Below are 20,756 nucleotides of genomic sequence, written 5' to 3' on the forward strand. Positions count from 1 at the left end.
CTCCGGATCCGTATGGAATGTCGTCCCCCAGCTTAGAAATATAAAGGAATCATACGTTAGAGGAAGAAATCAACACACTTCACTGTGGAGAACCAAGGGTTTTGAAATTCTGATTATTTTATCTAATAATTTAGATAATTCTTCTTCAGTAACTGATATCTTACTTTGAAAATACTCATTAATATCAGAAATATTACCGATTAGCCATTTGTCCTTTTCTAATTGAATTCTATCTATTAAAGTATCCAATTCCCTAATATTTAGACCTAGTTCTAACTTTACTATTCTAGATAATCGTTCTAAATTATCCTTATCTATCTTGTACACTTCTTCTTCTTTACTTTTCAACCAATCAAAGTTATCTTTATTAATTTTTTCAATGATCTTTTCTTCGGATTCCGAGGTCTCTACACTCATTTCACCTAAATCATCAATCACTATTGAAAAATCAAACAAGGAAACTTTCACAAAATCTTTTAGTACTGATAGTTCTCCAATATCTCTTATATAACATAAAAGATAATTAAGATAATTCTGATTCGAGGAAAAGCTTTTTTGCATGGTAGAAGCGTTTTTGTCAATTGCTGTCTCTAATAATATTTCAATTCCTGCCTTGTCTTTAGTAAAAAAACCCTCCATCTCTTTAAATTGCATTTTGTTAACACTACTTATCAGTTTATTAAATTTTTCAGAACCTTCTCTATTAAATGTTCCGACTAAGCTATCATTACTCATTACGTTGTGTAGAGATATAAAAGATAAGATCGAATTTAATTTCTTAAATGCATAGAGACTAAGAATGATAGGTGCTTTTTCTTGACTATACATTTGCCAAAATTCCTCTAAGATGCTTTCAAGTAAACATTCATACATACCTTCAATTTCCTTCTTAGAACTGAACTTTTTTTCGTGTAGTCCTAATTTCTTAGTATGTCTAGGAATTATTAGACTGGAAAACTCGTCTGTTAAATCATATCGTTCGATAAGTGCCTCCGTTTTTTTGAACATGTTTTGTTCATAATGAATTTCTGCACCATTAATCAATTCATTTATATTATTCATTAAATCACTCCTATAGTAAAATATGAAAAAACATTGCTCTTATTCGAGACAAATAAAGTAGCCCCTATAGTTCCTCTGTGCTAGAACGATTAAATTTATCTAATTAATGGGGTGAAAGAAGTTAATTTTTCTTTTTCTGAGTGCTTTAAAATACTTTGCTTCTTCCATTTTTTCTTCAAGTTCTTGATATCCAGGCCATTTATTAAATATCCATTCATATATTATTAGCCATTTCTCACTCCTTATACTTTTATTAGACAAATACTCTAGAGTATTATTCAACCACTCATGTATTACTTTCGAATCAGTTTGTGTTTTACAAGCAATATCAATCAACATTATATTAAGTAAATCATCTTCAGATTCTTGCAATAAAAATACTAATTCTTCTTCTGAAAATTTCACTTTAAGAATATTCAAGACCCAAAAAAGCCACTCTGCTTCGCTTTCCAAACCATCTTTAACGCTTATTCGAAGATTAACTTTCAATTCTTCTTTTAATTTGTTAGTTACAAAATCCTTATGACGAACTATAAGATTAATAATATATTGTGCCAAGGACGGTTTGACCAACATATGACCAATAATAAATGGCTCTATTTCTTCCCAAACGTGTGACAAATCAACTTTTTCTAACTGTTTATATAAGTACTTATACGCTCCTTTCTCTCCTGATTTTGTTAATTCGTCAGCTTTGAAGAATATTAATCTTGCATCATGGTTTTTTTTACTATTCTTATACCTCTCGATATAATGTGAAAACTCCTCTTGCAAATCAATATTATGATGGTATGGGTATGACATAAAATATGTTTTGTTCTCGTTCAATTTCAAACGGTATTTCTCAAATATCATTCGAATACTATTTTTTAATAGTTTGTAGTCAGCTTCACTTCTAAAATAGAATTCATAATCATCTACAAAGTGAACAAAATCAAAATCACATGTATCTTTAAGACTCCTTAACTCTTCATCAATCTTATTAAGTATCATTTCTGATATTATTCTTGAAGTGAATGGTCCTGTAGGAATTCCGGACGTTTCATTATTATTAGTATTTCTGACTAGATAATCGAGTTTCTCACCAAGGTTATTTTTTTTAGTTTTATATTTCTTGTTTTCTTTTGCATCCTCTTTTCCTATTATTGCCCACTCTACTGAGTGGGTATATATACTGTCATAAAAGTTAGATAAATCTAGTTTGTACACGAATTTATATCCTAAAGAAATCTTCAACTTTGTTGCAAGGTTTTCTATAAAAGTTGATCTGATCTTCTTCTTATCCTTTAAAACCGGAATATCAAAAAGGTGAATTGTATCGTAACCTTTATCACCATATTTTATAGGATTCGCCAAGGTATTGGGATTGTTTGATAAAAAACTTTCGATTTCTGTTCTGTTTTCAATAATGTATTCAAACAAATTCATTTGTTGCTCCGGATTTGGAACTTTGATTGTTCTTCTAAAACTATCACTCTTTGCAACTGTAATGGAAAGTGGCTCACTTTCTTTATTCTTTTCAGCAGATGTTTTAAGTGATTTGTAATGTTCATAAAGAGCTCCAGTGTGAAAACACGGAGGAATATGTTCTGAAAAGAATCCGTACTTAATTAATTGCTCCTCCCAAGGTATGTTCAAAATCTCTACCATTTTTATCTCTCCCTAATTATTCATCTCTTCACTCAACTTTTTCACAAGTTTAAAGCCCTTTGTGTAATGCAAAATAATGATTGATAAGTATGCAAACAAAACTATAGAAGATTGCAAACTGAAATTTATAAGCTGATTCACCTGCATTTGATGTGGAGAAACGAGAATGATAGCCTATTCGGCTAAGCCAGATCCCTTGTAATTGCTGGATTCCCGGCTTTTGATTCATTCTCGTAGAGGCTCCATGTCAAATGAAGAGTAGCTTCTAAAGTTCCCATTGCAATTCTATGAAATTCGCTTTGCAATGTTCTAAAATCTATTTTCGCAAAATACACCCTTAACTTATGAATGTAGTTGGTCATGAGGACTCTAATAACTTTAATCTTTCAGCTTACATCTTATAAGTGATTTCACTACTAGAGTTACACACATTTTAGTTAAGTATATGCTCTTTATCCTCAAGCGGAATATACGTTTCCAAGTAAATTAACTAGTATACGAAATAAAATAAAATGTATTAAAAATACACACCTGCACCCTTCCGATGACTGTAATGTTATATTTTTAAATTCTTTCTGACAGAAAATATATTAGTACACAATTCAATATTCTTCAGGTAATTCGAAAATCCTCCATACCCCTAAAAATAACTAGTTATACTAAAAGCACTCGAATATTTGCATCATAATGCAAATATTCGAGTGCTTTAAAGTTTTAAAAATTACTTTTTCTTCAACCACGTTACACACTCTACATGGTTCGTCTGTGGAAACTGATCCACAGGCTGAACTTCCTGCGTCTCATACCCACCATCCTCAAGAATACGTAAATCACGCGCAAGAGTCGACGGATTACAGGATACATAGACGATCCGCTCCGGCTCCATCTCAAGAATCGACGTAAGTAGTACTTCATCACAGCCTTTTCTCGGCGGATCCACGACAATCACGTCCGGACGAAGCCCCTGCTTGCGCCACCATGGCATGATTTTTTCCGCTTCTCCTACATAAAACTCCGCATTTTCGATGTTATTCAGGCGCGCGTTTTTCTTCGCGTCATACACTGCTTCCGATACGACTTCTACTCCGTACACTTTCTTTGCGGCTTCCGCCAAAAACAGAGAAATCGTCCCGATACCACAATACGCATCGACCACGGTTTCTCCCCCGCGCAAGTCCGCGTATTCCAGTGCTTTGTCATACAACGTTTTCGTCTGAGTCGGATTGACCTGATAGAACGATTTGGCGGAAATCATGAAGCGAATATCGCCGATCGTATCGTAAATATATTCATCCCCATAGATGACATTCGTTTCTTCCCCGAGGATGACGTTCGTCTTGTCCTTGTTCACGTTGTGGACGATTGATTTCACGTTCGGATAGGCTTCTTTGATCTGTTCGATCAATCTTTCCTGATGCGGCAGTTTTTTCGTACGGGTGACAAGTACGACCATGATATCGCCCGTCTTCTGCCCGGTCCGAACCATGATATGACGCAGAACGCCGTTGTGGGATTCTTCGTGATACGCTTCGATGCCAAGGTCGCTCGCAATACGGCGCACGACTTCGACCATACCATCATTCGCCTCATCCTGGATGATGCACGTATCCATGTCGATGATGTTATGGCTGCGTTTCTGATAGAAACCCGTCTTCAGTTCACCGTTTTCTTTTTCGCCGACAGGAATCTGGATTTTATTCCGATATCTCCACGGATCCTCCATGCCAAGCGTATCGTGGACAGGGACGTGTTCGAGATGGCCGATCTTCTTCATCACGTTCTCGACCTGGTTCTTCTTCATCGTAAGCTGACGGCTATAGCTCATATGCTGAAGCTGACATCCGCCACACTGATAGTACACATTACAGGGAGGCGTGACACGGTCCGCGCTCTCCTCTTCTACTTCCAAAAGTTTCCCGAAGCCGAAGTTCTTTTTCACTTTGATGACTTTCACCTGTGCTTTTTCACCGGGAAGGCCATAAGGTACGAAAAGCGGATACCCGTCCACTTTCCCTACACCGTCCCCTTCATGGGTCAGGTCCTCGAACGTCAGGGTGATCGTTTCATTTTTCTGTACGGGCGGTTGTGGTTTAGGCATAGAATTTTCCTCTCCATAATTATTCGAAAACCGGGACAACGACGATACTCCATACACATAAGTAGAACCACGAAAACATCTTCCCGTCCGCAGGGCTACTTATATGCAAGGAGGTGAGAAAAAAGCCGCTCCTCTTACAGAAGCAGCTTATTTCTCATGTTCCTGAGGAAAAAAGAACTCGATATGACGGTACAGGTTCGTGAATTCGCCCGGAAGCAATCCACCATATTCCCCGTCGATATTCAACTGCATTTTCTCCTGTGTCTTCACTTTGATACGACTCGCAGGCATATGAAGAAACTTCGGATGATCGAGATGGGTGCCCTGGATCGCCATCGTGGCCAGGCGTATAAATTCCGCGATATTCATCTTTTCGATGATCATCAGATTGAACACGCCGTCGTCCATTCTCGCATCCGGAGCAAGCTTCTCCAACCCACCGACAGAGTTCGTATTCGACACGAGGAACAGCATGATTTCTCCTTCATACACTTTATCGTCATACTCGATTTCCACATATGTCGGCCTTATCGAAGGCAACATTTCGATACCCTTCAAATAATAAGCCAACTGACCGATCATCGTCTTCATTTTGCTAGGGACTTCATAGGTCAGTTCGGTGATTTTTCCGCCACCGGCGATATTGATGAAATACTTGTTGTTCACCCGTCCGATATCCAGGGGAGCCGATTCATCATTCAGTATGATATCGAGCGCCTTGTGGATATTGTGACGCGGAATGTGAAGCGCACGTGCAAAATCATTCGTGGTGCCGGTCGGCAGGATACCTACTTTCGGGCGGTGCGGCCGCTCCGCCAGTCCCGCGATCACTTCATTGATCGTTCCATCCCCTCCGGCTGCCACGACGATATCGAACTTGCGCTCCGAAGCGATCTTCGCCGCTTCGATCGCATCTCCTGCACAGGTCGTCGCATGTGTTGACGTTTCGTACCCCGACTGCTCCAACCGTTTCAGAATATCCGGGAGCATCTTTCGGATCAATTCCCTTCCGGAGGTCGGGTTATATATGATTCGGGCCCGTTGCATCAGGATTCCCTCCATCCTATCTTTCACCTGGAAAATTTCGATTCAGCAAAGAAAAGCATGGGTGTTCGAATGATACTATGCTTCTCTTACTCTTGGTATTCCCTATTTCTCGTGAGAAAAGCACGCAAAAACTGCGTGCTTCCTCTCTTCTATCGTTTGTTGATCTCTTCGATCAGCAGTTCGTTGACCATTTTAGGGTTGGCCTGACCTTTCGTTTCTTTCATGATCTGACCGACGAGGAAGCCGATTGCTTTATCTTTTCCGTTTTTGTAGTCGGTGATAGACTGCTCATTCTGATCAAGAATGTTCGTCACGACTTCACGCAGCTGACCTTCATCTGAAATCTGGACAAGACCGCGGTCCTTGACGATCTGCTCAGGATCTCCGCCATCTTCAACGAGGTCCGGCAAGATTTTCTTCGCAATTTTCGACGAAATCGTCTCCTCTTCAAGAAGCTTGGTCAGTTTGGCCAATGCATCCGGAGTAAGGGCGAGATCGTTGAGTTCTTTCTGGTTTTTATTCATATAGGCGGAAATGTCACCCATGAGCCAGTTGGACGCCTGCTTGATGTCTCCGCCCTGTTTGAGCGTTTCTTCGAAAAAGTCGGAGAGTTCTTTGTTGTTCGTCAAAACGGCTGCATCATACACCGGAAGTCCCAATTCTTCGATATAACGCTTCTTACGCGCATCCGGTAATTCCGGAATTTCCGCTTTGATCCGTTCTTTCCACGCTTCATCAATGTGAAGAGATACGAGATCCGGTTCCGGGAAGTAACGGTAATCGTCGGAGCCTTCTTTGATCCGCATAAGAATCGTCTCTTTCGTCTTCTCATCGAAACGGCGTGTTTCCTGGAAGATTTCTTCTCCCTTTTTCAACATCTCTTCCTGACGTTTCTCCTCGAATTCAAGGCCTTTTTGCACGAAGGAGAAGGAATTCAGGTTCTTCAGTTCCGTTTTCACACCGAAATCTTCCTGCCCGACAGGACGGACGGAAAGGTTCGCGTCACAGCGAAGGGAGCCTTCCTCCATCTTACAGTCGGATACACCGGTGTACTGGATAATGTTTTTCAGAGCTTCCAGGTAAGCGTATGCCTCTTTCGGTGTACGGATATCCGGCTCGGAAACGATCTCCACGAGAGGCGTCCCCTGACGGTTGTAGTCGACGAGGGAATAGCCGTCGTCTTTGTGTGTCAATTTCCCGGCATCCTCTTCCATATGGAGACGGGTGATGCCGATACGTCTCGTTTCACCGTCGACTTCGATATCGATGTAGCCGTTCTCTGCAATCGGCTGATCGAACTGGGAAATCTGATAGGCTTTCGGGTTATCCGGGTAAAAGTAGTTCTTACGGTCGAACTTCGTGTGTTCCGCGATATCACAATTCAATGCGAGAGAAGCTTTCATCGCGTAGTTCACCGCTTCTTCGTTCAATACAGGAAGAACCCCCGGGTACCCGAGATCGATCGGGTTGACGTTCGAGTTCGGTTCATCTCCGAACATATTCGAAGATGGGCTGAAGATTTTCGATTTTGTTTTCAGCTCGACGTGGACTTCAAGTCCTATGACTGTTTCGAAATTCATTGTGCTTTCCCTCCCAACGCAGGGCGCTGCTTATGATGATCTGTTGCCTGTTCAAATGCATGAGCCGCGCGGTACACCGTGGACTCGTCGAAGTGTTTTCCGATGATCTGAAGACCGATTGGAAGACCGTTTTCTGCAAAGCCGCATGGAACCGAGATTCCCGGCACGCCAGCAAGGTTGACGGGGATGGTCAGAATATCGTTCGCATACATCGTAAGCGGATTGTCCATCTGCTCCCCTATTTTGAAGGCAGGTGTAGGTGCTGTCGGACCGATGACGACATCGTAGTCTTCAAAGATTTTATCGAAATCATTTTTTATGAGCGTACGAACCTGTTGGGCTTTTTTATAATAGGCATCATAATACCCGGAACTGAGTGCGAACGTACCAAGCATGATACGGCGCTTCACTTCGTCACCGAACCCTTCCGAACGGGAATTCTTGAACATATCAATCATCGTATCCGCATTCTCAGAACGACGACCGTAACGCACGCCGTCAAAACGGGCAAGGTTGGCGGACGCCTCCGAAGAAGCGATGAGATAGTAAGTGGACAAAGCGTACTTGGAGTGAGGGAGAGATACTTCTTCCCATGTCGCACCGAGTTCTTCGTACTTCTCCAGAGCTTTACGGACAGAAGCTTTCACTTCTTCATCGACACCCTCCGTGAAGTACTCCTTCGGTACAGCGATTTTCAGGTTACTGACGTCTCCGGTCAACGCTTCCGTATAGGCAGGGACGTCGACGTTTGCAGATGTAGAATCCATTTCATCGTGGCCGGCGATCGTTTCGAGCACGTACGCATTATCTTCGACGCTTCTCGTGAGCGGACCGATCTGATCCAAAGAGGAAGCGAATGCGATGAGACCGAAACGGGAAACCCTTCCGTATGTAGGTTTCAAACCTACCACACCACAGTAGGAGGCAGGTTGACGAATCGAACCACCTGTATCCGTCCCGAGGGAGAAAGGCACTTCTCCGGCTGCGACAGAAGCTGCTGAGCCACCGCTGGATCCACCTGGAACGTGGTCTGTGTTCCATGGATTACGGGTCGCCTGGAAGCTCGAATTTTCGTTGGAGGATCCCATAGCGAACTCATCCATGTTCAATTTTCCGATGGTCACGGCCTTCTCTTGTTGCACTTTTTGAACGACTGTAGCGTCATAAAGCGGATCGTAAAGGTTACTTAAGATCTGACTCGCCGCCGTTGTGCGCAAGCCTTTGGTCACGATATTGTCTTTGATGCCGATCGGCAGACCGAACAGTTTCGCTTTCCCATCGGCGTTTTGATCGAGTTCTGTTGCATAGGCACGGGCATTTTCTTCATCAAGGGTCAAAAACGCCTTTACGTCATCATCCACTTCTTTGATTCTGGCATAAGATTCTTCCACCAGGTCAGTGGCTGTGATTTCCTTGTTGTTCAGCTTTTGGGTAAGTTCTTTTAGTGAATGTTCAAACAAAGACACGAGCTGTCCCTCCTAATCCATTATTGATGGCACTTTGAACTGACCATCCTGCTGATCCGGTGCGTTTTTCAGTGCATCTTCTTTTTTGATCCAATCCTTTGGTTCATCTTTTCTCATGACATTTTTCAAATCAAGGACATGTGTCGTCGGTTCTACGCCTTCGGTATCAAGTTCATTCAGCTGCTCGGCATATGTAATAATGTCATCGAGCTGTTTCGTGAACGTTTTCGCTTCATCCTCGGTGATGGAAAGACGGGCCAGGTTCGCCACGTGTTTTACCTGATCTTCACTTATTCTGGACATAACCGTTCCTCCTCTATTCGAATTAGCATATTTCTTTATTTTATCAAACATTGATTATACGTACCACACAAAGTCCATAATAGCATAAAATTACGGAAAAGCGGAACCACTCGTTTAGAAGCTCTAAGATAAGTGGACATGCCTGGTTTCGGGCGTTCGTCCCCGAAACAGGGGTGGCCGCTTATATTATGGGCTTCTGAGTGGTGCAGCTGGACAAGGAAAAGCGGAAGCGTCCGCTTAGAAATCGTGGCATACGTAGACCGGCCAGACGGAAGGCTATCTCCCCTTTCTCTGATCCGGGATACGTATGACATGAATTTCTGTACGCTGTAGCTAGACATCGAAAAGCGGAATCCCCCCGTTTAGAAACCTAAGCTGCTGTCCGTAAGTCCTCCGGCTCCATAACGCTTGCACTACGTTCACGGCTCCTATTTCTCTGCGAGTGTAGTGAAAAAACGTGTAGTACTCCCTTCATAAGCAGAAACTTACACTGAATGTACCAATTCTACGAGAAATGCGACATTCAAGCATAGTTTCCTCTCGTGAACGTCGCACAAAAAGCCAGCTCTGCGTAACTTTTCTTTTCACACATAAGAGACCCAGCAAAAAAAGCATCCTCCTCCCGAAGGAAGAGAATGCTTTCGCAGTAATCATTATTTTTTAGCTGCAGCTTCGAACTCAGCTTTCACTTCAGGTGCTGGTTTACCTAGCATGCTGACGACAATGATCAGAACCGTACTGATCAGGAAGCCTGGAACGATTTCATAAAGGTCGAAGATTCCTCCGGAAAGGAAGTCTCCCCAGATGACAACCGTAACCGCTCCGGATACGAGCCCGGTCACTGCACCGGCAGTGGTAGTACCCTTCCAGAATAGAGAAAGGATCATGATAGGTCCGAATGCAGCTCCGAAACCTGCCCACGCATAGGATACGAGTTCAAGTACGGAACTTTCCGGGTTCTGTGCGATCAACACAGCAATCAGAGCGATACCCGCTACCGCAAAACGACCGACCCACACAAGCTCTTTATCACTTGCATTACGACGGAAAAGCGCTTTGTAGAAGTCTTCCGCAAGTGCAGAAGAAGAAACGAGCAGCTGAGAGTCAATCGTACTCATGATCGCTGAAAGAATAGCAGCTAACAGAATACCTGCAATAATCGGATGGAAGAGAATCTGTGACAAGGAAATGAAGATCTTCTCCCCGTCGTTGAGCATTTGCATGCCGCCTTCGGTATTCACGACAGCTCCGATCGATTCAAGTGTAGCCGCATCTGCGGAGTTGATGTAAGCAAGACCGAACAGCCCTGTGAAGATAGCTCCGTAAAGGCCGACGATCATCCAGCCCATACCGATGAAACGGGCTTTCGGGACGTCTTTCGCAGAACGAAGCGCCATAAAACGAACAAGAATGTGCGGCTGACCGAAGTAGCCGAGTCCCCAGGCAAGCGAAGATATAATGGAGATCGCTCCCACGCCCTGGACCATGTTCAAGTATGTCGGATCAATATTACCTACCGCATCTACAGCGGAGTTCCAGCCTCCGAGTTCCATGACTGATACGACAGGAACTGCAATCAGAGCAAGGAACATAAGGATCCCCTGGACAAAGTCCGTCCAGCTCACGGCTAAAAACCCGCCGAGGAACGTATAGGAAATCGTTACTATAGCACCGATCCATAATGCGGTAGAGTAACTAAGATCGAAGGAAGATTCGAATAGCTTCGCTCCTCCGACCATCCCTGAGGAAGTATAGAAGGTAAAGAATAAAAGAATTACAATTGCGGATACGACACGCAGAATACGTGTGTTGTCATGAAAACGGTTCTCGAGATAATCAGGAATCGTAATCGAATCGTTAGCCACTTCCGTGTAGTTACGAAGACGACGGGCGATAAATTGCCAGTTCAGATAAGCACCGATAGCAAGACCGACACCGATCCAGGCGCCACCGAATCCTCCGGCGTAAATCGCACCAGGAAGTCCGAGCAATAGCCAACTACTCATATCGGAAGCTCCGGCACTAAGTGCAGCCACTCCCGGTCCGAGACGGCGTCCGCCTAAGACATAATCCGATAAATTACTGGTAAGACGGTAGGCCGCGAGACCAATACCAAGCATACCAATTAGATAAACAATAAAGGTAATTAACGTAACAGTATCCATCTCTGTTACTCACTCCTCTCTGTAAATAAAGTGATAATCGATAAAATGATCAGGAGCGGCATCGGAACGAACATCCAAAACCATGTTGCACCTGATAAACTGTGGGATGAAGCTGATAATAGTACATCAACCAATCCTTCCACCTCCAATTGAATAAAATATGCACCTGCTATACATCCCTCTCCCCCACATCATTTTCTGATACAAAAGATATAAAATAGAAAGACTGACCTAGTCGGTATTTTTCAGAAAAATCACTGAATTCTACCCTTGCTGATGAGTAATTGGAGAGAGGATATAGAACATAGTTGCAACTATATCATACAATATTGTTACGAACATTACAAAATTTCTGAAAAGTTTTCTTTGATGTATTTAAATTCATTTCATATGCAATTTTTACTCCTATAGTATGATTTTCGTGATATCTATTCACTATTTGTAATAAAAAAAAGTTTCACTCTTTTGTCACAACCCTGGTAATTATCTGGTGAAGATATAGAAAAAGACCGTTCGATGACGGTCTTTTTTCCTAATCATAAATGTAAACGTAAGGGTCTTCCTCTCCACGTTCTCTGACGATCAGACTTTCCTGACGGTTCAGACTGCTGATGCGTACTTCCACCCCGTAATGCTGTGGAAACATTTCCTTCACAAGGCTGTGGACGTATTGCGTGAAGCCGTCTATTTCCGCCTGAGAATTGAATTCCACAGGAATCTCCATTTTCACGTTCGCAAGCTCGTCATTCACATAAAACCCTTTTCCGATGACACCTACGAAGTCGGGAAAATAATCAGAAATGTTAGCACGGAACTCCGAGAATATCTGGGAATCGTCAAAATGATCTTCAGAAGCTTCATCAGAAGGGAAAAGAACATAATCTTCGTTTATCGATTGGAACTTCCCGAGTGAATTGCCTTCTGTATAGGCCTTGGCTATAAAGTTTCCGGGTACACTCGACTCATTGCTTTCTTCTTCATAAAGAGCGAACATGATCGGTACATCAGGGACATCCTCCATCTCCCTGAGTCGGTTCAGAATCGTTTCCGCATATTGTTTCCCCTGTTGCAGCAATTCCTTGGTGGAATGATTTTCCGTCCTATCCTTGCCATCCACTGTGAAATTATATTCGGACCGGAGAGCAATACCGATAGTGATCCCTTTCGTCTCTACCACATCTTCGTCATTACGGACGAGATAATCCTGCTCTACGATATTCGAGATATATCTCGGTGCTTCGCGGAATTCTTCTTCCGTGGCGGACTCTTCATCGAGTTCCGGGTTCAACCCATCACCATCTTCTCCGGAGGATCGGCCGAGCCAATCATATAACGTTTCACTCGTTAAATACTGACCGAGCTGAAAATAATACTCATCCGTCGGAAAATATTCTTTCGAATGGCGCTTCAGCCCGTTTTCGAATTCGGCTATATCCAACCGGTTGTTCATCTGGTTGGTCGTCACCCCGCGACTGGCGGAGGTTTTCGGGGCATCTTCATTCAAAACGACTCTGTACTGATCGCCGGAACCCGCGAACCCTGGCACAATGGCCGTGTCCTGATTCCTCTCATCCGTTGTCTCTCTAACCACTTCATCCGTACGCTCATAAACAGGAGTACAGGCCGTTGTAAAAAGCAGCACGACTCCCATCAGCATCAGCCATTTTTTCATTTTGTTCACTCCTGCTTTTGTAAGGCTTCCGCAAACTGTTGTTCATTCCATATCTCGACACCCAGTTCTTTCGCTTTGGTCTGTTTGCTACCGGCTTCTTCCCCGGCGATGACCAAGTCCGTGTTTTTGCTGACACTGCCGGTCACTTTCGCGCCAAGAGCTTCTACTTTCCTTTTGGCTTCAGGGCGAGAATATATTTCCATTTTCCCTGTAAGAACTATGGTTTTTCCGGAAAACGGAGAATCTGCGGCCTGTTCCGCCCTTCTTATTCCTTTGTATTCCATGTTCAGTCCCAGATCTGCTAATTCTTTCAGAAGTTCTGTCACTTCTTCGCGCTGGAAATATCGATGAATCGAGTCGGCCATCTTCTCCCCGATTTCAGGAATCGCCTCCAGTTCTTCCGGAGAAGCTTGCTGCAGAGCTTTCATTGATCCGAAGTGCTCGGATAGGGTGCTGGCAGCTTTGGTCCCGACATAACGCACACCAAGTCCGAACAGCAGCTTCTCCATCGAGTTTTCTTTCGACTTTTCAATCGCGGACAGAAGGTTGTTGACCGATTTCTCCCCCATGCGCTCCAACTGTAGAAGCTGTTCTTTTTCAAGCTTATACAGATCAGCGATGGCGTGGATCAGTTCTTCCTGGAACAATTGAGTGATCACTTTCTCTCCGAGACCCTCGATATCCATCGCATTTCTCGAGACAAAGTGGATCAATGCTTCCCTCAACTGCGCCGGGCAGTTCGGGTTGATGCAGCGGAGAGCCACCTCTTCTTCCAGACGAACGAGATCGCTCCCGCATTCCGGGCACGTGTCCGGCATGGAAAAAGGGACTTCTTCCCCGGAACGTTCATCCTCCACGACGCGAAGCACTTCCGGAATGATGTCTCCCGCCTTCTTGATGACCACAGTATCTCCGATTCGGATGTCGCGTTCTTTGATAAGGTCTTCATTATGCAAAGAGGCGCGCTGGACGGTGGTGCCAGCCACCTGTACCGGGGCGAGAATCGCTGTAGGAGTGACGACGCCCGTTCTTCCTACAGTCAGGTGAATGTCCGTAAGTTTCGTAACGACCTCTTCCGCCGGGAATTTATACGCCGTTGCCCAGCGGGGGCTTTTTGCTGTGAAGCCGAGAGTTTCCTGCTGATCCAGCTGATCGACCTTAATGACGATACCGTCAATTTCATAACCGAGCTCATTGCGATGATCCACCCAGCTTGTCACACAGTCGATCACTTCCTCGATATTTCCAAGACGACGTGATTCCGGATTCGTCTTCAATCCAAGCTGCTCCAGATACTCGAGACGTCCGCTATGCGTATCCTTCGTTTCATCTTCCCACAATCCGACGCTGTAAAGGAAAATATCCAAATTACGGCTGGCAGCTATTTTCGGGTCGAGCTGGCGCAGAGAACCGGCGGCTGCGTTCCTCGGGTTGGCAAATGGCGCTTCTCCATTTTTCTCTTTTTCCTCGTTCAGGGCATTGAACGATTTCTTAGGCATAAACACCTCTCCGCGCACTTCGATCGTTTCCGGCCGGGAGAGACGAAGCGGAATGCTGCGGATCGTTCGTAGATTCGTCGTTATATCTTCTCCGACCGTACCGTCTCCGCGGGTGGCTCCCCGTACGAGAAGACCGTTTTCATAAAGCAGGGATACAGCCAGCCCGTCTATTTTCAGTTCACAGACATAACTGATCTCCCCGTCCGCTCCTTCCCGGACCCTCCGGTCGAAGTCCCTCAACTCCTGTTCGTTGAAGGCGTTGCCGAGGCTGAGCATCGGTATCTCATGTCTGACTTTCTCAAATGCCTCCAGAGGTTCTGCACCTACCCGCTGCGTCGGCGAGTCGGGCGTCACAAGCTCAGGATGTTCTTCCTCGATCTCTATAAGTTCTCTCAGCTTCCTGTCGTATTCCGCATCCGGAACAGTAGGAGCATCGAGTACGTAGTATTCATGGCTGTATTTTTCAAGCAGACTTTTCAGTTCTTCATGACGCTGTTTCGCCGTTTCTTTTTCCATCACTGTTCACCTCTTTTACGCCTTCGTGATCGGCGCAAATTTCGCCAATACACGCTTCACCCCTTGTGGAGCCGGGAACGCGATATCAAGCTCCATGTCTTTGCCTTCTCCCTGTACTTTGACGACCGTTCCTTCGCCCCACTTTTTATGGGTCGCTTTATCTCCGGGCTTCCAGGACGCATTCTCCGCTCCTGAGGCTCCCGTAGTCTTTTTGGCTTTCCGTTTCTCTACCGGACGGTCCGTTTGAATCGACTGTTTTTTATTTGCGAAAGGCAGCGGCTCCGCTTCTTCTTTCCCTTCGAGGAAGTCATCCGGTATTTCACTGATGAAACGACTCTTCGGGTTCATGTTCGTTTTACCATATAGCGTGCGCATTTTTGCATTGGTCATAAACAGTTTCTTTTCCGCTCTCGTGATGCCCACGTAGGCGAGACGCCTTTCTTCTTCCATTTCCTCTTCATCCATGATCGATCTACTGTGAGGGAAGATATTCTCCTCGAGGCCGATCAGAAAGACGACCGGAAATTCGAGGCCCTTCGCCGAGTGGAGGGTCATCATAGTAGCCAAATGCTCTCTGTCTTCTTCATCCGTCTTGTCAATATCCGCAATCAACGCAAGGTCGGTCAAAAACGCTACGAGGGTTTTGTCCTCGCTGTTCTGTTCGAAGTTCATCGTCACCGACTTGAATTCTTCAATGTTCTCAAGACGGGACTGGGCTTCGAGCGTCTTATCGGAGCGAAGCATCTCTTCGTAGCCTGTTGTCGTCAGCACTTCATCTACGAGATCGGTCGCGGACAGGAATTCCTGCTGTTTCGTCCAGTTGTCGATCATCGTCCGGAAGCTTACGATCGCTCTGGCAGCTTTCGCACTCACCCCGGTGAAGTCCGCTTCAGCCGCTGCGTCGAAAAGTGATATATCATGAGCCGCGGCATACGCCTGCAGTTTGTCGATGCTCGTTTTTCCGATGCCCCGTTTCGGTTCGTTGATGACACGCTCGAAACTCAGGTCGTCATTCGGGTTGGAGATAAGACGCAAATATGCGAGCAGATCTTTGATTTCCTTACGATCGTAGAACTTCGTACCGCCGACCATCTGGTAAGGGATATTCGCCTTCATGAACGTCTCCTCCACCGTACGTGACTGGGCGTTCGTGCGGTACAAAATGGCGATATCGCTGTAGTTGAATGATCCGTTTTTCACGAGTTCTTCGATCTTATCCGCGATGAAAAAGCTCTCTTCCCTCTCTGTACCCGCTTCATGGTAGTGGATCTTCTCTCCACCGTAATTATCCGTCCACAGCCGTTTCGGTTTCCGTCCGGTATTATGGTCAATGACGTGGTTGGCCGCATCAAGGATGACTTCTGTAGACCGGTAATTCTGCTCAAGAAGAATCGTCCGCGCCTCCGGATAATCATCTTCAAAAGAAAGGATATTCGTAACATCCGCGCCGCGCCAGCGATAAATCGACTGGTCCGAATCCCCGACTACACAAAGGTTCTTGAATTTATTCGCGAGTTTCTGAACGATCTGATACTGGGCGTGGTTCGTATCCTGATACTCGTCCACGTGAACATACTGGAACCGGTTCTGGTAATATTCGAGCACTTCCGGGACCTGCTCGAACAGCACCAGCGTTTTCATGATCAGGTCGTCGAAATCGAGCGACTGGTTTTTCGAAAGTTTCTTCTGATAGTTTTTGTAAATCTCGGCAGCCTGTTCTTCCCGGTAGCCGGAAACTTTGCTTTCATACATTTCCGGTGTCAGCAGTTCGTTCTTCGCGTTACTGATCGCTCCGAGCATCGCTCTTGGATTCCAGTTCTTCGGGTCGAGATTCAATTCTTTCAGCACCTGCTTGATGACCGTGAGCTGATCGCTCGCATCGAGGATCGAAAAGTTCCGGTCCATACCGATACGGTCGATATCCCGGCGCAGGATCCGTACACACATCGAGTGGAACGTCGACATCCAGATACTTTCCGCTCCCGGACCGACAAGCGCGTGGATCCTCTCTTTCATCTCACGGGCCGCTTTGTTCGTAAAGGTGATCGCAAGAATATTCCACGGGTTCACCCCTTTTTCCTGTATCAGGTAAGCGATACGGTGAGTAAGCACACGTGTCTTCCCACTTCCTGCTCCCGCCATGACAAGAAGCGGACCTTCCGTGTGAGCTACCGCCTTCTGCTGCTGTTCATTCATTCCGTTCAACAACGCATGCATCGACTGCGTCATAATTCTCTCATCCTTTCCTTTACTCCGGGACGGTCTGAAGCGCCGTCTCAATATCTTCATAAATGATGTTCCCGACAATCATCGTATCCACGATCCCCTGTATTTTTTCCGCTTCTTCTTTTGACTGGATACCGCCTCCGTAAAAGAACTGCGTACGTGACAGCTCGGCGGCAACTTTCCTGATAAGGGTTTCGTCTCCCATTTTTCCACTGTATTCAAGATAGAAAATCGGCAACGGAAACAGGTGCTCCACCAGACGTGCATAGCCAAGGATATCCTCTTCCGTAACCGGGAAACAATTCGTCTTCTGAAAAGCTTTCGCCTCTTCATTGACGATACAGTATCCTTCCGAGACGATGAGCTGCTCTTCTACCATGTCCCCGTACATTTTCATCGCCTGATGCTGCATATCGAGTACCCATGTCTTGTCCTTGCTATTCAGAACGGAAGGTACAAAATAATAATCGAAACCCGGGACTACCGCTTCCATATCGGAAACCTCCAGGACGAGCGGGATGTCATACGGTTCGATCTGTTCAAAAAGGTTCCATACGTTATCGAAAGTCACCCCATCCGTACCTCCGACGATCACCGCATCGGTGCCGGATTCACAGATCCGCCGCACACCCTCTTCGGATAAATATTTATTCGGATCCAGTTTAAATGCGTGTCTCCATTGCTTCATTCGTTTCACCTCTTTATTCCATTATATTATTATATCAAAAAACAGAGGGAGACCACAGCGGTAGCCTGTGTTTTTCCATTCCTTTTTACGGGAGCTACGTGATTTCCGCACCACTAAAAAAGCGCCTTAGAAACTCCAAGACGCTTTTTTTTATTCTGTTTTATAGCTTTGGACACGGTCGAGTACTTCCGTGTACATATCATTCCCGTAATTCAGAGAACGTTTCACTCTTGAAATCGTCGCTGTGGAAGCGCCGGTATCCGTTTCAATCTTGTGATACGTATGACCTTCTTCAAGCATACGGGCCACCTCCAGGCGTTGAGCCAGTGACTGGACCTCATTCATCGTGGCCAGATCGTCAAAAAAACGATAGCACTCTTCTACATCCTGAAGGGAAAGAATCGCTTCAAAAAGCTGATCCAACGTCTTACCTCTCAATTTATCTATCTGCATTGCCTGCTGTCCCTCCTAAAAAATATAGAAATCTTTTTACTATTTTAACGCATTATTGCAGGAAAGAGTACCTCTTTGTTTTTTACATCCATCAGACCGAGGGGAGTGATCCGCACATACGGCAGGTGCGTGGAAGAGAGAAACAGCAATGTGTAAACAGGATCCCCGAAACAATACCCGTGCTCACAAAGCTTTTTCTTCAGCACCGCTTCCTTCTCAATCACTTTCTCCAGCGGTTCATCAGACATCATACCACCGTAAGCAAGCGGCATTTCGAAAATCACTTCTCCGTCCTGTACAAGAACGATTCCCCCGCCGATCTCCTTCATCCGGTGAAACGCCTGAAGCATATCCTCCTTGGACTTTCCGAGAAGAATCAGGTCTCCGGTAGAGGAAAAGGAACTCGATAGCGCTCCGAGACTCGTCGTGAAGCCGCGAAGAAGTGTATTCACTTTCCACGTCCCTTCCCGGTCCAACAGCATGAGAAATGCTTCATTCGTATCTTCCGGCAACTGTGGCACTGAAGCATTCGACTCTATCGCGTACGGTTTCATAATAACATCATTCACCATATCCATTCCAACCGGCATGGAAAACTGAAGCTCTTCCATCTCAAGCGTCCAGTCGAGGGAAAGCGGGGTGATCCCTGCGCTCTCCCAGTCGAGATTCACTTTTGTATGGACATCTTCGTGGTTCTTCTTGATCCACTCCCCTTTAGCTATCACCGAATGAGGAGTGGGATTATCGGTACTTTCCAGTAAGTTGATGTGTGCAATATGTCCCGGGGCAAGGGCGCCCAGACGTTCATCTATACCGAAGTGATGAGCCGGGTATCTCGTAGCTATCAGATAGGCTTCGATTTCCGGCACACCCGCTTTTATTGCGATATCGATACACTTATCGATGACGCCGTCATTATAGAAACCGGGAGTCGAGCCGTCTGTGGTGTACATCAGACGATCGAATGCCTGGAATTCTTTCTCCACCAGCCCCTGCATCATCTTCGGCAAATCCGGACGGATGGACGAGTGACGGACCCCGGCCTGATAACCGAGTTCCACTCTTTTTATCACTTCGTCGGCAGTCATACTTTCATGATCGCCGTCGAGGCCGAGCAGCTTCATTTTAACGAGGGTGCTCTCGGAAGCTCCCGGCAGGTGACCTTCCACCCGCTTACGGGCTTTTCTCACTTCCTGCATCCAGTGCAGGATCTGGTCATCTTTTTCGTAAAGCACATCCGGCCAGGCGGTGAGTTCTCCCCCCTGAATCACGGCATCGTGGACAAACCATTCAGGTAGCTGTTTTTCGAGCTCATCCTGCTTTTCATCCCGGAGAGACGTCTGTGCGTCGAAGCGTCCCCACCAGAACATAGAGGTGGGAAGTTTCATGAATTCTTCGAGCAGAGAAAACGCTTTCTTTTTCCCCGTTAAAAATAGCCACATCAAGTTATCGTTGATAATCGTCGTGGTTCCCGTCCATGCTGCATATTCCGCAAGCGACTGGGGATTATATAACTGAAAAGGATGGGCGTGAGGTTCTATGTAACCGGGAACCGCGTACTCGCCTTTACCTTCTATGATTTCTGTGCCGTTCAGATTAGCCGGCATTTCCATACCGACATACACAATTCGATCTTCAAGTATCCATATATTACCTGTCATCCATTGCTTCAGAAAAACGTTCAAGTATGTTATATGCTTAAGCACCTTGGTCGGTGCCAGTTTTCCGTCTATGACATCCGCATGGTCGCGCAATTGCTTATTTCTCCAGCGGAACCGTTGTTCATTCACTGACATCGCCCCCTATTATTTTGTTCATGATAACACATACTTCTAGCTATTTACTAAAGGAAAGGTGACGAAACATTGAAAATTATAAAGGTTGGAGACAAGATCCTTTATTACGGCAAAGTTTTTTCGACGTAAAGCACCTTTGAAGCAAATTTAGAAGAAAGGAATGATTGTCCATTTTTTTCAGAAATTATGTATCCAAGTCGGGAAATTTGTTATCATGACTGAAAAAGGAGAATTCGCATGAAGAAAACGACTATTCCTCTATTAACGTTAGGTGCTCTTTTCCTAATCATCTTTTTAACAACTGATATGTTGAATTTTACTGAGGTTATTGTTCTACTATCACTTTAGGAGTCTTTGACTTTGGAGAAAGTTATTTTTATAAAGGGAAGAAAAAGACCGGTGGAGTGTTGTTATTGATTTCAATATCTTTTACGGTAATGCTCCCTCTTTATATTAATGTATTCTTAGAATTCCTTCGTTTTTCTTCCGTTTTCTTTCGATTCCCAGAAGCATGTGGTAGTCGTAGAATCCTCTA

Annotated in this window: 15 protein-coding genes; all 15 read right to left on the bottom strand. The window is 45.2% G+C overall.

The window, feature by feature from the left end:
- Positions 1 to 69: 69 nt before the first annotated feature.
- The 15 genes from BW944_RS14350 to BW944_RS14415 all read right to left on the bottom strand — a co-directional run bounded on the left by BW944_RS14350 (position 70) and on the right by BW944_RS14415 (position 20,215).
- Complete coding sequence (locus tag BW944_RS14350) at positions 70 to 1,062, bottom strand: hypothetical protein (RefSeq protein WP_076560866.1); 993 nt, start codon at positions 1,060 to 1,062, stop codon at positions 70 to 72.
- Positions 1,063 to 1,161: 99 nt separating this feature from the next.
- Entirely contained in the window at positions 1,162 to 2,712 is a 1,551-nt protein-coding gene (locus BW944_RS14355; RefSeq protein WP_076560867.1) for an RNA-directed DNA polymerase, read from the bottom strand.
- A gap of 721 nt (positions 2,713 to 3,433) precedes the next feature.
- Complete coding sequence (gene rlmD, locus BW944_RS14360) at positions 3,434 to 4,810, bottom strand: 23S rRNA (uracil(1939)-C(5))-methyltransferase RlmD (RefSeq protein ID WP_076560889.1); 1,377 nt, start codon at positions 4,808 to 4,810, stop codon at positions 3,434 to 3,436.
- 147 nt (positions 4,811 to 4,957) lie between these two features.
- Positions 4,958 to 5,857 (bottom strand): diacylglycerol kinase, encoded by a 900-nt coding sequence (locus BW944_RS14365; RefSeq protein WP_076560890.1) that lies wholly within the window; start codon positions 5,855 to 5,857, stop codon positions 4,958 to 4,960.
- A gap of 149 nt (positions 5,858 to 6,006) precedes the next feature.
- Positions 6,007 to 7,437, bottom strand: coding sequence for an Asp-tRNA(Asn)/Glu-tRNA(Gln) amidotransferase subunit GatB (gene gatB, locus BW944_RS14370; protein ID WP_076560869.1), 1,431 nt, complete (start codon positions 7,435 to 7,437; stop codon positions 6,007 to 6,009).
- A complete protein-coding gene (gene gatA / locus BW944_RS14375) occupies positions 7,434 to 8,903 on the bottom strand; it encodes an Asp-tRNA(Asn)/Glu-tRNA(Gln) amidotransferase subunit GatA (protein WP_076560870.1) in 1,470 nt (489 codons plus the stop codon). Before gatA ends, gatB begins: the two co-directional genes overlap by 4 nt.
- A gap of 12 nt (positions 8,904 to 8,915) precedes the next feature.
- Positions 8,916 to 9,206 carry an Asp-tRNA(Asn)/Glu-tRNA(Gln) amidotransferase subunit GatC gene (gene gatC, locus BW944_RS14380; RefSeq protein ID WP_076560873.1) on the bottom strand — a complete coding sequence of 97 codons (291 nt, stop codon included), beginning with the start codon at positions 9,204 to 9,206 and terminating at the stop codon, positions 8,916 to 8,918.
- 653 nt (positions 9,207 to 9,859) lie between these two features.
- Positions 9,860 to 11,371 carry a sodium/proline symporter PutP gene (gene putP / locus BW944_RS14385; protein ID WP_076560875.1) on the bottom strand — a complete coding sequence of 504 codons (1,512 nt, stop codon included), beginning with the start codon at positions 11,369 to 11,371 and terminating at the stop codon, positions 9,860 to 9,862.
- A 5-nt stretch (positions 11,372 to 11,376) separates the two neighbouring features.
- Positions 11,377 to 11,505 carry a hypothetical protein gene (locus BW944_RS15375; RefSeq protein ID WP_268794116.1) on the bottom strand — a complete coding sequence of 43 codons (129 nt, stop codon included), beginning with the start codon at positions 11,503 to 11,505 and terminating at the stop codon, positions 11,377 to 11,379.
- A 398-nt stretch (positions 11,506 to 11,903) separates the two neighbouring features.
- On the bottom strand, positions 11,904 to 13,043 hold the full coding sequence (locus BW944_RS14390) for a CamS family sex pheromone protein (RefSeq protein WP_076560877.1): 1,140 nt from the start codon (positions 13,041 to 13,043) through the stop codon (positions 11,904 to 11,906).
- Positions 13,044 to 13,048: 5 nt separating this feature from the next.
- Positions 13,049 to 15,058, bottom strand: coding sequence for an NAD-dependent DNA ligase LigA (gene ligA, locus BW944_RS14395; RefSeq protein WP_076560879.1), 2,010 nt, complete (start codon positions 15,056 to 15,058; stop codon positions 13,049 to 13,051).
- 15 nt (positions 15,059 to 15,073) lie between these two features.
- Positions 15,074 to 17,287, bottom strand: a complete 2,214-nt coding sequence (gene pcrA / locus BW944_RS14400; protein ID WP_076560881.1) for a DNA helicase PcrA — start codon at positions 17,285 to 17,287, stop codon at positions 15,074 to 15,076.
- Positions 17,288 to 17,306: 19 nt separating this feature from the next.
- Complete coding sequence (pcrB, locus tag BW944_RS14405; protein ID WP_143525732.1) at positions 17,307 to 17,981, bottom strand: heptaprenylglyceryl phosphate synthase; 675 nt, start codon at positions 17,979 to 17,981, stop codon at positions 17,307 to 17,309.
- A gap of 141 nt (positions 17,982 to 18,122) precedes the next feature.
- A complete protein-coding gene (locus tag BW944_RS14410) occupies positions 18,123 to 18,425 on the bottom strand; it encodes a YerC/YecD family TrpR-related protein (RefSeq protein WP_076560885.1) in 303 nt (100 codons plus the stop codon).
- Positions 18,426 to 18,469: 44 nt separating this feature from the next.
- Positions 18,470 to 20,215 (bottom strand): adenine deaminase C-terminal domain-containing protein, encoded by a 1,746-nt coding sequence (locus BW944_RS14415; protein WP_200806531.1) that lies wholly within the window; start codon positions 20,213 to 20,215, stop codon positions 18,470 to 18,472.
- Positions 20,216 to 20,756 lie beyond the last annotated feature (541 nt).

Origin of the sequence: Salimicrobium flavidum (assembly GCF_900156645.1) — a bacterium.
Taxonomy (GTDB): domain Bacteria; phylum Bacillota; class Bacilli; order Bacillales; family Halobacillaceae; genus Salimicrobium; species Salimicrobium flavidum.